A 14,392-nucleotide genomic window follows, 5' to 3' on the forward strand; every position below is an offset into this window, starting at 1 on the left:
AGAAGCTCCCGTCAACCCTTTTTTTCAACTTTTTCAAAGTCTTTTCAAAACGCTGACCCCACTCACAGGCAGGAAGGGGAAACTAGGGTTTTCCCCCTTCCGCGTCAACACCTTTTTATACTTTTTTCACCTTTTCATTCATTTCGTTTCTCAGAATTTTCAAACACTTGAATTTATTCACTTTATTTTCAGCCCTTTTATTCCTCTATAATAGACCAACAGGGGAACGCGGCTTGAAAATCTATCAGGAGTCACCTTCAGCGAGAGCTGAACGCTGTCCTGGACCTGCCAAAGCCCCCTTTAAAAAGGGTTTTCTGGACTCTCCGAAACTTTTTGAGTCGCTTCGCGAAGGCTGTCGGCAGCATAATCGTGTTCGGCTCTTCAAAACACATTGTAAAAATTTACATTTCGTACAGACTCTATGGGAATATATTAAACAATTTCCCCTACAACCCCCTCTTGCTCCTTTCCGCATTCCCTCTTTCATCTCACTCACTTCTTCAATCTCACTCAACCGATAACGAGTGCCCTCGCCGAAGGCGCGCCAAAAAGTTCTGGAGGGGAGTCCAGAGGGGAACCTCTTCCAAGAGGTTCCCCTCTGGCCGTCGGAGACATCCCACGCAACCCCGGCGAGGGGCCGCCGAAGGCACCCCTCCGGGGAGAGATTGACAATTTCATAAAACAGGGTGATTTCGGTGTGCATGAAAACGATGGATGAAACGCACATAAAGCGACTGGCGGAATTGTTGAATCGCCCACTCCAGATTAGGGGCAAGGAAATATCCAATCGGCTGTGGCTTGCTCCCTTGGCGGGGCTGGGTCATGCTGCATATCGTGACGTGCTGGATAGCTATGGCGGATGTGGCCTGATGTTCACTGAAATGTGCAGCGCCAGAAGTGTTCCCACGGAAAAACCATCCGTGTCTCCAACCTTCCGCTGGCGAAAAGAAGAATTGGGCCATCTGGTCTGCCAAATTTTCGGCTCAACCCCGGAAGAAATGATCCCGGCGGCCCGACGTATCGAAGCAGAAGGATTTTTCGGTATTGATATCAATATGGGCTGCACGGCCCCAGGCATTGTCAAACGAAACGCCGGGGCGGGACTGTTGAAAAATCCCGATGCAGCCATCGCAGCTGTCAAAAGTGTCCGTCAAACAGTGTCCATTCCGGTCTTCGTCAAATTCCGCACGGGCTGGACGCCTGATATCGGCCCGGCTGTGGAGCTGGCACAACGATTTGAGGCGGAAGGAGTTGACTGCCTGGTCTTTCATCCACGAGTGGCACCGGATAAACGAACCAAACCGCCAGTCAAGGAACACATCAAGGCAATCAGTGACGCCGTATCCATTCCAGTCTTCGGTAATGGCGATGTGGTCCTGCCGGAAGAATGCCTGTCCATGCTGGAAAACACGGGCTGCGCGGGCGTCTCAATCGGTCGAATGGCCATCGCCCGCCCCTGGCTCTTTGCGGAATGGACCACGGGATATATTCCTTTAGAAGGCTGCTTCCAAGAATATGCCATGAAACTGGCCGATGCAATCGAGGCAAACTTCGACCCAATCCGGGCACTCAAGCGGTTCAAAATGTTCACGATCTATTTCGCGGCCAATTTTACATACGGACACAGCTTGCAAACCCGATTCCTCGGGGCAAAATCCATGGATGACGTTCGAGAGATCATCCGAAACCACGTCAAACCCAATATGCGCCTGACCTTGCGGCCCAACATGAACCTCTACAGTATATGAGGAGCACCTGATGCAGCTTGTTGACCTGACCCACACCATGCAAACCGGAATGCCGGTCTTTCCCGGCGATGAACCGGCCAATATCCGCCGGACACACTGTGTGAACAGGGATGGTTTTGCCCAAAACACGATATCCTTCGGCTCACACACCGGCACCCATCTTGATACTGCGGCACATGTGTTTGCAGACGCCCCGGGACTGGACTGGCTGGGACCGGATAATTTTGTCGGCTGGGGCGCGGTGGTAGATGTCTCCACGATCTCAGGACCGACCATCGAACAATCACACTTGGCTGCGCTTGCGGACATGGACGCACTGGATTTCGCCATTCTGCGAACGGGGTGGGATCAGCATTGGGCAACCGACCGATATTTCGGGGACTTCCCCATCATTTCCGAAACCGCCGCTCGATTCCTCGGTGGGTTGGGTCTCAAAGGGATTGGGCTTGATACACCGTCGCCCGACCCGGTGAATTCCTCCACCCTTCCGGCTCACACCATTCTGCTGGATCACGGGCTGGTCATTGTCGAAAATCTGACCAATATAGGCGAACTCCCAACTGAAGGATTCATCTTTTCCTGCCTTCCCCTGCGCATCAAGGATGGCGAAGGTTCGCCCGTCCGGGCAGTCGGCATGACATTGTAAACACCATTCGACCTTCTCTCCGTCAAAACACTTTCGGCGAAGACTTTTCCCATAAAAAAAGGCCGCTTCGGACATCCGAAACGGCCATATCTTTTTCGAGAAAATGCTTTAGCAGGTTGTGCCTTTGCATTTGTTTATTTTCACGTACTCAATGACGAACTTCTCAGCATCCTCGTCAGTGATGACGTCGTTCGTGATCTGTGCCTTGAGCAACTCATCGCGAATCTGACCGACAATGGGTCCCGGTTTGAGACCAGTCAGCGTCATGATCCGGTTACCATCCATGAACGGCTCGATCTCGTCTTCCGGGATGTCCGCACGTTCAGCCATCTTGAGATTGTGATTGAACTCACGCCAGGATGCACCACGGGCCTTGATGTCCGCCTTGACCATTTCCATGATACGCGGATACTCGTCCAAAGACCGCAGACGGCGGATGCCCTTGTCTGTCAGCATGAAATGTGGCCGCATGTGATTCTGGACCAATTCGCAGATCAGGTCGATATCCTGCTCCTCGAACCGAAGCCGTTTGAGAATCTTGCGGGAAACCTTGGCTCCCACCCGATGGTGCTGGAGAAAGTTCCACTTTTCATCATAATATTCGGCGGTGTACAGCTTGCCAATGTCATGGAACAAACAGGCAACAGTCCCATACCAATCATAGGGCAGCTCTTCGGGATAGGTCCGCATCACGTCAAAGGTGTGCTCAAGGACGGTCTCTTCCGTGCCCTCTTCGGGATTCTTGATCTGATGGACGCGAGACAATGCCGCGATCTCCGGGATCAAGCCATGCAACAGCATGGAATCAAAGAGCAGACGGAAAAACTTGTCCATGGCTTCGGCCTCGACCTTGCGCCATTCGTCCAGAAAATCGGACATGGGCACATAATCGAGTACTCGCCGGGCATTGCGTACAATGGCAATCCAGGAGTTCGCTTCAATTTCCTTGTCAAAATTGGCCGCGAACCGCAAAGCCCGATACGCCAAGGAGTAGTCCTTCTTGAGTGCCTGATCGGGCAATCCCTTGAATCGAATTTTCCCTTCGGAAAAGTCCGCGAAATCCGCGTACATATCCTTGGCTTTGGGAATGAACGGACAGACAGAAGACAACGGGATGTCCCCACGCTGCTCCAATCGCTTCAACAGACGCGGTGTCATGACAGACACGGTTTCGTCCGTGTAGGAGGCTTCATTCACATCAGCGGGGTAGAAGTAATACTTCACGCCACCTTCAACCAAATAGGCGATGATGCCCTTATCCTGAGACTCTTCAATATTTGGAAAATATTTTTGAAGCTCGGAAAAACCGGCCTCTGTGCAAATATCGAGTTCTTTTTCTTCGCCCGTCTCATCCAAGGTCAAAGCCTGAAGACGCGCGTTGATGACATACGCATCGTACCCGTTGCGCATAATCGTTTTACAAAACCCGATAGCATCTTTAAAAGGCTGACTCATATCGCTCCTTCCGGCTGTCCAAAAGCCTCGGCTTCAGGGACAGCCTATACATAGTCCTTATGGTGTCTCGTCCTCTATCCAAAAGCATATTTTGTCTGGGGCCGACGACCCCAGAACCATTGCTATACAACCTTTTTGCCCTGAATGAAATGGGTTTTTACCCGCCCTTTCAGACTGGTGCCAAGCAATGGAGTGTTCTTTCCCTTTGAATACAAGGTCTGCGAAGAGACGGTCCATTCTTCATCTTCATCGAACAGGAAGAAATCCGCAGGATCGCCGGGTTGAAAGGTATTGACCGGCAGATTGAATATCCCGCACGGAGCCGTGGTCCAAGCCCGAATAAACGTTTCTCGCGTCAGCACACCCTCTTTGACCAATGCCCACGTGGTGCTCAGCGCCGTATCCAGCCCGGTTATGCCACACGGTGCCACATCAAATTCCGTTTCCTTTTCATACGAAGCATGTGGTGCGTGATCTGTCGCCAGGCAATCAATGGTGCCATCGTTCAACGCCTCGATCATGGCCGCCTGATCGTCCCGCGTCCGAAGTGGCGGATTGACCTTGGCATTGGTATCGTATTCCGAATTCGGGTCTTCCAGATAGTCTTCGGTAAAAATCAAATAATGTGGGGCGGTTTCAGCCGAGATCTTCACCCCGCGAGCCTTGGCCGACCGGATGATATTCACTGATTTACGGCAGGAAATATGGGCCAAGTGAATCGGCAGATCAAGGTATTCGGCAATGAGCACATCCCGTGCGACCTGCAAGGCCTCGGCAATATCCGGCTGGGCAGGCAGGCCCAAACGGCTGGACACTTCACCTTCGTTCACTCCGGCAGCAACGCCCATGTACGGGTCTTCGCAATGATCAATGACCACTCGATCCCAGTCCGACGCGTATTCCACGGCCAAGCGAAAAATCTTGGTGGACTTGACCGGCACGCCATCATTGGAAAACGCCACGCATCCCGCCTTGGCCAATTCGGCCATGGGAGCCAGTTCCTTGCCGGACAACCCCTTGGTCAATGCGCCGATCGGAAGTAAACGCGGACCGTGAGGCCAATATCTCCGAGCCTTATCAAGCATCATGTCCGTGACGGACTGCGTATCATTCACCGGTTTGGTATTGGCCATGCACATGATATTGCCGAACCCGCCCCAGGCCGCTGCCCGAAGACCGGATTCCACATCTTCCTTGTATTCATAGCCCGGCTCGCGCAAGTGGACATGCACATCAGTCAGGGACGGCATCAGGGTCAGCCCAAAGGCCTCTTCAACCTGTGCGTCCCCGGCATCCAGCGTCTCGACCGAAGGCCGAATTTCCACAATCTTGCCCTTGCCAACAAAAACATCCACTTCCTTGCCGTCAAGCGCGGCCCGGTGCAGTATCAAATCTATTTTCGGCATTGTTTCTACTCCGACTTATTCTTCGCCCTTGCGGGTCATATACAGGAAAAGCAGGGCCATCCGAACGACCACGCCGCTCGACACCTGATCGAGCACCAACGATTCAGCAGAATCAGCCAGATCAGAACTGATCTCGATCCCCCTGTTCATCGGCCCGGGATGCAAGATGCGCACATCCTGATTCGCCAGATCGACATGGCACTGATGCAATCCGAATGTCTGCGCGTATTCACGCAAATCCGGCAACAGCCCATCTTTCTGCCGCTCAAGCTGCAACCGCAGGCACATGACCGCGTCCACGCCTTTCACCGCTTCATTCAAATCGGAATACGCCGTCACCGGCCAGCTCTGCACTGCCGGAGGCATCAACGTTCTCGGCGCGCACAAGCGGACATCTGCCCCCAATTTGTTGAGCAGAATCACATTGGATCGGGCCACTCGGCTATGAGCGATATCTCCCAGAATCAAAATCGTCTTGCCCGCGACATCACCCCATTCCTGATGCAAGGTGAAGCTATCCAGCAACGCCTGAGTCGGGTGAGCATGGCGTCCATCGCCGGCATTAATGACCGCGCAATCCAGTCGATCAGCCAAGAATCTGGCCGCGCCCGAACACCAATGCCGAATCACGATGGCATCCGGTGCCATGGCCTGCAACGTCAACGCCGTATCTTTCAACGACTCGCCCTTGGTCAGGCTCGACGAACTCTTCGCCAACGAAAACGTGTCCGCCGACAACCGTTTGCCCGCCACGTCAAAGCTCGTCTTCGTGCGCGTGCTCGGCTCGGCAAAAAATAAGACCACGGACCGACCTTTCAATGTCGGAACCTTCTTGACCGGACGCTCCTGCAATTCCTGAAAACGACCCGCTGTCTCGAAAATCGCCATGACCTCCGATTTCGACAACTGCGATACGTCCAATAAATCCTTGTGAAGCCATTTCATCGTCGCTCATTCCTCCTTGCCTTCAGCAATTCCCTCCCGGAAACCACTCTCAGCCGGATCAAAGAGTACCAAAGAACCCAAAAACAGGCCCCTCAGATTCCCCTTAACTTGTGCTCCATTCCGCGATTTTTCTCAATCACGCAATCATATTCCACATCACTATACACTTCGCCAATTATCAATCCACCCCTACCGGGGGTCGCCTTCAGCGAGCCCCCCCTACCGGGGGTCGCCTTCGGCGAGACCAGGACGCTGTCCTGGACCTGCCAAAGAACCCTTTGAAAAGGGTTCTCTGGACTCTCCTAAACTTTTTGTCGCTCGCTTCGCTCGAAGCTGCCGACAGCGTTTATTCGCACGCTTCGCAAAAAAACGTTGTAAAAAATTACTTTTTTACAGACTGAGTAAAAATTACAAAATTCATTCTTCAAATTACAACTCTTTATATGCTTTTACTTCTTCAATCCCATCCCGAATGATTCCGCGCACCTTTGCCGAAGGCACACAAAAAGTTGAGGAAAAGAGAGGGATGGGGGGTCTGGGGGGAAGGGAGAGAAAAAGCCCTTTTCAAAGGGTTTGTCTCTCCCTTCCCCCCAGCCGCCGGAGGCATCACCCCTACCAGGACTCTCCGAAACTTTTTGTCGCTCGCTTCGCTCGAAGCTGCCGACAGCGTTTGTTCGCACGCTTCGCAAAAAAACGTTGTAAAAAATTGCTTTTTTACAGACTGAGTAAAAATTAAAAATTCATTCTTCAAATTACAATGTTTTGTATTCTTTTGCTTCTTCAATCCCATCCCAACCAATGGCGCAGGACCTCGCCGAAGGCGCGATAAAAAGTTGAGGAAAAGAGGGGGATGGGGGGTCTGGGGGGAAGGGGGAGAAAGAACCCTTTTCAAAGGGTTTGTCTCCCCCTTCCCCCCAGCCACCGGAGGCATCACCCCACCCCAACATCTCATGAAAATATATCCATCACAGCGCTTGGTACTTTGGCAAACGCGGCTATTTTTCCTGGTTCGAGAGTCCCAAAAAGATGGCTGGCACCGAGTATCCGAGCGGGATTTCGGGTCATCATGGCGAGCACATCAATGAGGCTCAATGCTCCTTGAAAATGTTGCTTGAGATACAGAGCTTCATTCCAGAGATCGAGATCGTGATTGGAGGCAAGAGAATCAGTCCCGAGACAAAGGGGTGTACCGGACGAGAACCATTTTTCCCATGGCGCACGCCCGACTCCGATGAATTCGTTGGAACGGGGACAGAGACAGACAGTCGCACCGGACTGACGCACGGCTTCGATGTCGGAATCAGACACTTTGACACAGTGAACGGCAAGGGTGGACGCATCGAGCAAGCCGAGCGCATCAGCCTGCTGAACAGGACGCTTGTGCGGGACGGTGAAATCGAGAAGTCGCCCTCGGGCCTGAAGCAGATCGAGAAATTCGCTGGGTTCACCTGCCATGATGGCGACTTCGTCGTCGTGCTCGGCCAGATGGAGAGAAAAGGGCAGATTTTTGGCACGAGTCTCGGCCTTGGCAGCACGCAGGACATCGACGTGGGTGGTGTAGAGGGAATGCCCGGCCACAGACATCACCCCGGCCTCAAATGTCCCGGAAGGGATAAACGTCTTTCGAGGCACGGTTTCGCCGATGGCTTCGCAAAAGACCACAAAAAAAAGACCGGATGCTTCAAGCATTCCGGCCATCTCCTTGGCAAAACGGGTAGCGATATCGCCAACCATTATGGTGCCGGTTCGTTTGAGTTCCTGCCCGGCAATATCAAATGCTGTGGGATCGAGATCGAAAATGGGCTGTTTCATCAACGCTTCCACCCAAGTGACGAATCCTTGCCCTGACGGGCATTTTTCGTGCAGATGCGCGAGTTCGAGATGGGAATGCGCATTGACCAATCCCGGAACGAGAAAAGTATCACCAAGGTCCATCACCGGACCGGAATGGGTCCGGGCCAGATCTTTATATCTGCCGATTTCCTGAATAATACCATGCTCCACAACGATGCCTGCGTCATCAATGGGCTGCGCATCAGGAACCATGGTCGCGGCTTTGGCCGCACGAACGAGTTCAACCATTCGGTATCGCCTACTCCCTTTAAAGGAATTTATGGTTCGGTAAAGTGTCCGCGCACGGACTGAAAATATGAAGTACGTGCTTTTGCCCCAAAGGTCCACTCCGATTCACGAAAAAAAATACGCTCAACAGGAAGGACCATTTTTTGCAATGTTTAAACCATATATCCAAATTCGACCAAAAATCGGCACAAACTGCTGGGTCTGCACCAGCCCTTAAGTTTTTCTCAAAAAAACCGATTGTTCATAAGGTTAATAAATAGTTATACGAGAACAGCGCGTTGATCGATTTGCCATCAGGAGGGGATTTTGAACAAAATATCAATTGTCGTTCCAAGCTATAACCATTCGAAATATCTGGAAGCTTGCCTGGACTCCCTCATGTTTCAAGACTATGAAAACATGGAAATCATCATTGTTGACGATTGCTCGACAGATGGGTCTCGGGATATTATTCAACGCTATGTGAATGATATGACGACAGAAACACGCAATTATGCCCACTCTTACAACGCAGAAACCGACCACATCGAACGGGTCGTGCATCCCCGCTACCCGCAGGGACGTGAAATCACGGTTCTGTTCAATGAGCAGAACATGGGATCAACCGCGACATATAATAGAGGATTCCGGGCAACAACCGGGAAATATTGTTCTTTTGTCACCTCTGACGACATCTGTCATCCACAGATGTACTCGACTCTTGTGCAACCGCTCGAACAAAATATCGCGGATTTCGTGTATGCGGACATGTTTGTAATCGATGACGCGCGCCGGATTGTGCGTGAATTCAAACTCCCGGAATATAGCTTCAAAAAAAGCTTTTGTGACTGGTATTTATGTGGTGTCGCCACGCTGTATCGCCGCGAACTGCACGAACGATTCGGCTTTTATGATGAAAATTCCAACGCTGACGACCATGAATGCTATCTCCGGTTCGCCATGAACGGCGCGCGGTTCCTCCATGTCCCGAAAACAGTGTATGATCACCGGAGCCACGATGATCGACAGGTTGGCCTGCATGAACCGGCCCAGTTCGACAAGCTGTTGACCGCGTCAAAGGAATTGGTGCTCAAGGCTAGGAAACACCTGAAAAACAGCACTATTTCGGACGAAAAATCTTCCGGGGAAAAACTGTCATGAGACGAATCCACCTCATCATTGCGGCACGCCCCAATCTCATCAAGATGGCCCCGGTGTATCATGCCGTGAGCCGCCTCGACGGATTTGAGGTTCGGCTTATCCACACGGGTCAACATTATGACACCCCGCTGTCCGCCCAAATCATTCGGGAACTGAATCTTCCGCAGCCCGATCACAATTTTGCCATTGGCTCGGGCACCCATGCCCAGCAGACCGCCGGGGTCATGCTGGCGTATGAAAAACTCCTCCGGGAAGAACGGCCCGACCTGTGCGTGGTGCCAGGCGACGTGAATTCCACGCTGGCCTGTGCCCTGACAGCGGCCAAACAACAGGTGCCGGTGGCGCATCTGGAAGCCGGGCTTCGAAGTCGCGACATGACCATGCCCGAAGAAATCAACCGGATACTGACCGACCGAATTTCCTCAATTCTCTGGACCCCTTCGGAGGATGCAGACACCAATCTGCTCAATGAAGGCGTGGACCGAGAAAAAATCTTTCGCGTGGGCAACTGCATGATCGATTCACTGGTCACCATGCTGCCCACCATCCGCACGCTCGAACCGTGGAAACAGGTCCAATGCGACCGCAAGGGATATTCGGTGGTCACATTGCATCGCCCGGGAAATGTGGATTCCCCGGACCGACTCAAGGCCATCGTGCACACGCTGATAACCATGGCTCGCCGAACACCGCTGGTCATGCCGCTGCATCCTCGGACACAGGCCCGACTCGAAGCCTGTTCCCTCTTGGAGACGCTCCGTTCCACCGAGGCCATACGGGTCATCGAGCCGCTGGGGTATCTCGAATTCATTGCTCTGGTTGAAGGATCACAGGCAATCATCACGGATTCCGGCGGGATACAGGAAGAGACATCCTATCTGAACATCCCCTGCCTGACCCTGCGCCCCAATACGGAGCGGCCGATCACCTGCACACTCGGCACCAACCGTCTGGTGGATCTGGACTCGCTTGAAACCGCCCATGCGCAGGCCGTGGGAAGCCGTGCCGTGCCTCGAAAACCCATCCCATTGTGGGACGGCAAAGCCGGAATGAGAATTGCAAAAACTTTGACGGATACTTTTTTTCACCACGAACCGACTGGATACGCATCATGAAAAGACCGCTTCGAATATTATTCATTCACAAGGACCCCTGTTCCAGGGCGTACAAGGAAGCCGTCTCCCTCAAACGGATGGGGCACACCATCGACCTGGCTTGCGAAGCACTTGATGACCACCCGGACATTCGGAATTCACTGGACAAAATCTATACATATTCCACGCTGGACGAGCTGGCGGCCATTATCCGCGCCGGGCACTGGGACATCATTCACGGCCACAACGAGCCGAACGAACCGACCGAAGTGGCCATCAGAAACGCCAACAGCTGTCCCGTGGTCTTTGATTGCCACGATTTCAGGGGACTCCGCCAAAAGCTTGACGACCGGGAAAAAGTGACCGAGCGATGCTGTTTCGAAGAAAGTGACGGTGTCATTGTGGTCAGCGACCGGATGGTGCAGGTGGTCAATCAGTATTACGCCCCCAAAACCACCATTGCCCTGCCCTGTTTCTGTCTGACCAGTGAAATGCAACGGGTCTTCAAGGACAAGCTACCCGGCAATCACATGGTCTATCAGGGCATGTTGCTGGACGCGGGCATCTATCCGTTGGAATATCGGAATTATCATCCGTTCTTCAAGGATTTCACGGAAAACGGCATTGACGTGCATGTCTATTGTTCCCACTTCAACCCCCGGGTGCAGGGAACCTACATCGACTTGCAAAACGCCACGGACCGGTTCCATTTTCACCACTACATGCCGTATGCGGACCTGCTTGAAGACATGAGCCAGTACCAATGGGGACTGACGGCCTTCAACGTCGCGGAAATCACCGAAGAAAAACGGCTGACTTTCCTGAATTCCATTCTGCCGAACAAACTGTTCGACTACCTGTTTTCCGGGGTTACTCCCATTGTCTGCAACAACGAAACCGCCGGGGCATGGGTCGAAGAACACGACCTCGGCTATTACGCCCGCACCGAAGCGGAGATGCTGGACATCATGCTCAACGAACCACCCAAGCCGCTCATGGAGGACGTGAGCCGTATCAGCATGGAAAAACACACCAAAATCGTTCAAGATCTCTATTACACCATTCTTGCCGACCGGCAGGGACAATCCCGGAGCTAGGTCATGTCACTCGTCCAATGCCAGACACCCAAAAACACGGCCAGCCCGACGCGTCCCCTGACCGTCGTGCCAAAGCCGGTCACGGCCAAAACACCGACGTTCCCGAACACGATAGAACGGATGAAACACGACATCCTGCACACGTATTTTTCATATCGGGAAACAGACATGAACGCCTGGGCCAAAGACTTTCCCGGAGACAGGGACAAGATCGTGGTTCACATCGCGGCCCGATCCGGGTCCACCCGGTTGCCGCGCAAGAACATCGAACCGATCAACGGAAAGCCACTGATCGCGTACACCATCGAGACGGCCAAGGCCCTGGATATCGATCGGATCATCGTGAATACGGACGACGAGGAATTCGCTGAAATCGCCCGCCATTACGGGGCGGAAACGCCATTTCTCCGCCCTGCACCACTGAGCACCAGCGACTCGCCCCCGGGCCTGTCTTCGTACTACGCATTCCGCTCTCTGCTGGAGGAAGGGTATGGCATCAAGTCTTTCATCGATCTGTATCCGACCACGCCATTCCGCAATGCAAAGACCCTGAAAACGTACATCGCGGCCATGCAGAAATATGGCAATGTCAGCACCGGCGTTTTCCCGGAAGTCTGTTGCAACGCGCTCTTTTCGGACGGCACCCATGTTCCGGTTGCGATCAGTTCTCTCGAACAGAAATCCTCCATCCAGTACACGCCCATTTCCACATTTCTGGGGCACAACGTCATTCCGGCCGAACGCCCGGCATCCGTGGTTTTTCCCATTACCAACCCGTTGGAACTCATCGACATCGACACCAGACACGATCTGGAACTGGCCGAATACGCCGTGCGCAACAATCTCTATGACTTTGGCAGGGACCAATGAACGTCTTCATTTCCATAGGCCGACACTCCTTCCGAGAACAGGAACTCGTCCTTGATTCACAGCTGGCTCACAGTATCATGACCACCTGCCTTCGAGAGCTGCACACCGCCGGATTGCAGGTCACCGGCATGGTCCATCTTCGATCAACGCCCATGGGGCCATTCGAATCCTTTGACCTTCCCATGGAATCCTTTGTTCATGAGGAACGGTTGCACAGTGAAATCGCGGCCATCCGGGAAATGGCACTTCATTCGCCGCACGAACCGACCATGATCGTCCGGCCATTCATGGGCTGGACCCCGGCACCCCGGCTGCGGCAATTGGCCGAAATCGCCGGGACACACGCTTGTCCGTGCCTGTCCCTGCTCAAACAGGATGCCCAGCAACATATCGGGTGGAATCTGATGGAACAGGACCGGGCCAATCTGGTAAACGGAGCGTTGACATGGACACAATCCCCATTGTTCATTCCGCACCCATTCCGACAAAAACACCCGCAGTACACGGACTATTTCAACTGGCCGGATGCCTTTGGCGGAAGTCAGTATCTGCCGGACCTGTCCTATTTTGACGGGACCATGCTCACCCTTGACCCGCAGACCCTTTCCACCCACACTGTGCATGAAGATCGGTCCTTTTTCCAAACGGCACAGACCGTGACCTATGATGAAGAAAACCGGGAAGACAGACCGTTTCATGAACATCTGGGACTCTTTCGACTGAATGACTCGCTGCCCTGCGACCTGACCCTGATCCGAAAGATGCTGCATCTGTACGAACAACAACCGACCATCCCGGAGCACACGGCAGCGGCCTCATAACACCGACACCGTTCGACGCAAGATATTGGACTCATATGCGATATTCGAAAAAAGACATCTGCTCGGCGTACACGAAACTGGGCGTCACCCACGGAAAGACCGTCCTGCTCAAGTCGGACATCCGGCCTTTGGGACTGTATACGCCCGCAGAAAAGGAAACCGTGGTGCAGGCCCACATTTCGGTGCTGTGCGACCTCATCGATCTGTCCGAAGGGACACTGGTGGTCAATGCGGGATCACCGAGCCTGTGCAATACGAACACGCCGTATGATCCGGCCCACACCCCCTGTGAAATGGGCGTGTTGTCCGAACAGGTTCGCACCCTGCCCGGAGCGGTCCGCACTCAGCATCCCTTTTACTCCTATGCTGCGGTGGGCAAGAACGCCGACTTTTTCTGCGGTCCCGGGGCCAGAGGGGTGTTTGGTCTCAACACCCCCAAACAACGGCTGATCGATGCGAACGCGTTGTTTGTCAGTGTGGGACTCCACCCGCGCCTGACCAGTGCGGTGGTGCATCAGGTTGAACTGATGATGGGTGTTCCATATCGGTACACCAAGGAATTTCTCCATCCCATCGTCACGGAGACCGGCATAGAGAACCAACCGTTTTACTTACACGTCCTCAGGCGGGAATGTTCCATACAGCGAGACCTCAATGCCAAGATTTTTGCGTATTACGAACAGGAACACGCACTTGCCTCGGCCACACTGGGCATGGGAAATGTGTACTCCCTGTCCATGGGGACGTACTATGCAACCACCCAAAAGGCCTTTCTCGACGACCTCTTTGTCTGGCTCAAGGAAGAACCACAGAAAAAAAGCTACAGGATATAACCATGAAGAATCACACCCCAAACGCCACCGTCGAACAGGTCTGCGCCATCCTCACCCCACTCTTTTCAGAGCCCGTGGGACCAGACGCGTCCACCATCACGCTCAAGGAATGGGACAGTCTGAAATATCTGGAAATCGTCGGCGCGCTTGAAGATCAACTGGCCGTGGAATTCACTGCTCAGGAGCTACTCAGGCTCTCCTCGGTGCGAGAAATTGTCACAGTCCTTCATTCCAAAGACCACGCGGAATAACGTC

14 protein-coding genes are annotated in these 14,392 nt (G+C 53.2%); 10 read left to right on the forward strand and 4 right to left on the reverse strand.

The features are described from left to right. The 3 genes from GO013_RS17060 to GO013_RS14545 form a co-directional block, all read left to right on the forward strand. Positions 1–211: hypothetical protein (locus tag GO013_RS17060; RefSeq protein WP_203529639.1), on the forward strand; the 211-nt coding region annotated here is incomplete at its 5' end. Positions 212–701: 490 nt separating this feature from the next. Further along, positions 702–1,748: a tRNA-dihydrouridine synthase family protein gene (locus tag GO013_RS14540; RefSeq protein WP_163812360.1), complete on the forward strand. Its 1,047-nt coding sequence runs from the start codon at positions 702–704 to the stop codon at positions 1,746–1,748. A gap of 10 nt (positions 1,749–1,758) precedes the next feature. After that, entirely contained in the window at positions 1,759–2,394 is a 636-nt protein-coding gene (locus GO013_RS14545; RefSeq protein WP_163812362.1) for a cyclase family protein, read from the forward strand. Positions 2,395–2,502: 108 nt separating this feature from the next. Here GO013_RS14545 and GO013_RS14550 read toward each other — a convergent pair whose 3' ends face one another. The 4 genes from GO013_RS14550 to GO013_RS14565 form a co-directional block, all read right to left on the reverse strand. Continuing rightward, positions 2,503–3,849 carry an HD domain-containing protein gene (locus GO013_RS14550; protein ID WP_163812364.1) on the reverse strand — a complete coding sequence of 449 codons (1,347 nt, stop codon included), beginning with the start codon at positions 3,847–3,849 and terminating at the stop codon, positions 2,503–2,505. 122 nt (positions 3,850–3,971) lie between these two features. Next, positions 3,972–5,255 carry a dihydroorotase gene (locus tag GO013_RS14555; protein ID WP_163812366.1) on the reverse strand — a complete coding sequence of 428 codons (1,284 nt, stop codon included), beginning with the start codon at positions 5,253–5,255 and terminating at the stop codon, positions 3,972–3,974. 15 nt (positions 5,256–5,270) lie between these two features. Next, complete coding sequence (locus GO013_RS14560; protein WP_163812368.1) at positions 5,271–6,200, reverse strand: aspartate carbamoyltransferase catalytic subunit; 930 nt, start codon at positions 6,198–6,200, stop codon at positions 5,271–5,273. 948 nt (positions 6,201–7,148) lie between these two features. Next, a complete protein-coding gene (locus GO013_RS14565; RefSeq protein ID WP_163812370.1) occupies positions 7,149–8,282 on the reverse strand; it encodes an amidohydrolase family protein in 1,134 nt (377 codons plus the stop codon). A gap of 306 nt (positions 8,283–8,588) precedes the next feature. On the opposite strand from GO013_RS14565, the gene GO013_RS14570 reads away from it, so the two are divergent. Genes GO013_RS14570 through GO013_RS14600 form a run of 7 tightly spaced genes read left to right on the forward strand, consistent with a single transcriptional unit; the run spans position 8,589 to position 14,388 of the window. Beyond that, entirely contained in the window at positions 8,589–9,422 is an 834-nt protein-coding gene (locus tag GO013_RS14570; protein ID WP_163812372.1) for a glycosyltransferase, read from the forward strand. Beyond that, the gene (gene wecB, locus GO013_RS14575; protein WP_163812374.1) at positions 9,419–10,537 is read left to right on the forward strand and encodes a UDP-N-acetylglucosamine 2-epimerase (non-hydrolyzing); all 1,119 of its coding nucleotides are present in this window, start codon (positions 9,419–9,421) and stop codon (positions 10,535–10,537) included. Before GO013_RS14570 ends, wecB begins: the two co-directional genes overlap by 4 nt. Further along, entirely contained in the window at positions 10,534–11,613 is a 1,080-nt protein-coding gene (locus GO013_RS14580; RefSeq protein ID WP_163812376.1) for a glycosyltransferase, read from the forward strand. Before wecB ends, GO013_RS14580 begins: the two co-directional genes overlap by 4 nt. Positions 11,614–11,616: 3 nt before the next feature. Beyond that, complete coding sequence (locus tag GO013_RS14585) at positions 11,617–12,483, forward strand: hypothetical protein (RefSeq protein WP_239057890.1); 867 nt, start codon at positions 11,617–11,619, stop codon at positions 12,481–12,483. After that, positions 12,480–13,304, forward strand: a complete 825-nt coding sequence (locus GO013_RS14590; protein ID WP_163812378.1) for a hypothetical protein — start codon at positions 12,480–12,482, stop codon at positions 13,302–13,304. The genes GO013_RS14585 and GO013_RS14590 overlap by 4 nt, the downstream gene beginning before the upstream one ends. Positions 13,305–13,339: 35 nt before the next feature. Then, positions 13,340–14,137: an AAC(3) family N-acetyltransferase gene (locus GO013_RS14595; protein ID WP_163812380.1), complete on the forward strand. Its 798-nt coding sequence runs from the start codon at positions 13,340–13,342 to the stop codon at positions 14,135–14,137. Between the two features lie 2 nt (positions 14,138–14,139). Further along, positions 14,140–14,388, forward strand: coding sequence for an acyl carrier protein (locus tag GO013_RS14600; protein WP_163812381.1), 249 nt, complete (start codon positions 14,140–14,142; stop codon positions 14,386–14,388). The last annotated feature ends 4 nt before the right edge of the window (positions 14,389–14,392 follow it).

Source organism: Pseudodesulfovibrio sp. JC047, from assembly GCF_010468615.1.
GTDB lineage: Bacteria > Desulfobacterota > Desulfovibrionia > Desulfovibrionales > Desulfovibrionaceae > Pseudodesulfovibrio.

Excerpts from the sequence above, each read along its gene's own strand:
- GO013_RS14545 (WP_163812362.1), top strand. The coding sequence starts at position 1,759 with ATGCAGCTTGTTGACCTGACCCACACCATGCAAACCGGAATGCCGGTC.
- GO013_RS14565 (WP_163812370.1), bottom strand. The coding sequence starts at position 8,282 with ATGGTTGAACTCGTTCGTGCGGCCAAAGCCGCGACCATGGTTCCTGAT.
- GO013_RS14585 (WP_239057890.1), top strand. The coding sequence starts at position 11,617 with ATGTCACTCGTCCAATGCCAGACACCCAAAAACACGGCCAGCCCGACG.
- wecB (WP_163812374.1), top strand. The coding sequence starts at position 9,419 with ATGAGACGAATCCACCTCATCATTGCGGCACGCCCCAATCTCATCAAG.
- GO013_RS14590 (WP_163812378.1), top strand. The coding sequence starts at position 12,480 with ATGAACGTCTTCATTTCCATAGGCCGACACTCCTTCCGAGAACAGGAA.
- GO013_RS14560 (WP_163812368.1), bottom strand. The coding sequence starts at position 6,200 with ATGAAATGGCTTCACAAGGATTTATTGGACGTATCGCAGTTGTCGAAA.
- GO013_RS14580 (WP_163812376.1), top strand. The coding sequence starts at position 10,534 with ATGAAAAGACCGCTTCGAATATTATTCATTCACAAGGACCCCTGTTCC.
- GO013_RS14550 (WP_163812364.1), bottom strand. The coding sequence starts at position 3,849 with ATGAGTCAGCCTTTTAAAGATGCTATCGGGTTTTGTAAAACGATTATG.
- GO013_RS14540 (WP_163812360.1), top strand. The coding sequence starts at position 702 with ATGAAAACGATGGATGAAACGCACATAAAGCGACTGGCGGAATTGTTG.
- GO013_RS14600 (WP_163812381.1), top strand. The coding sequence starts at position 14,140 with ATGAAGAATCACACCCCAAACGCCACCGTCGAACAGGTCTGCGCCATC.
- GO013_RS14595 (WP_163812380.1), top strand. The coding sequence starts at position 13,340 with ATGCGATATTCGAAAAAAGACATCTGCTCGGCGTACACGAAACTGGGC.
- GO013_RS14555 (WP_163812366.1), bottom strand. The coding sequence starts at position 5,255 with ATGCCGAAAATAGATTTGATACTGCACCGGGCCGCGCTTGACGGCAAG.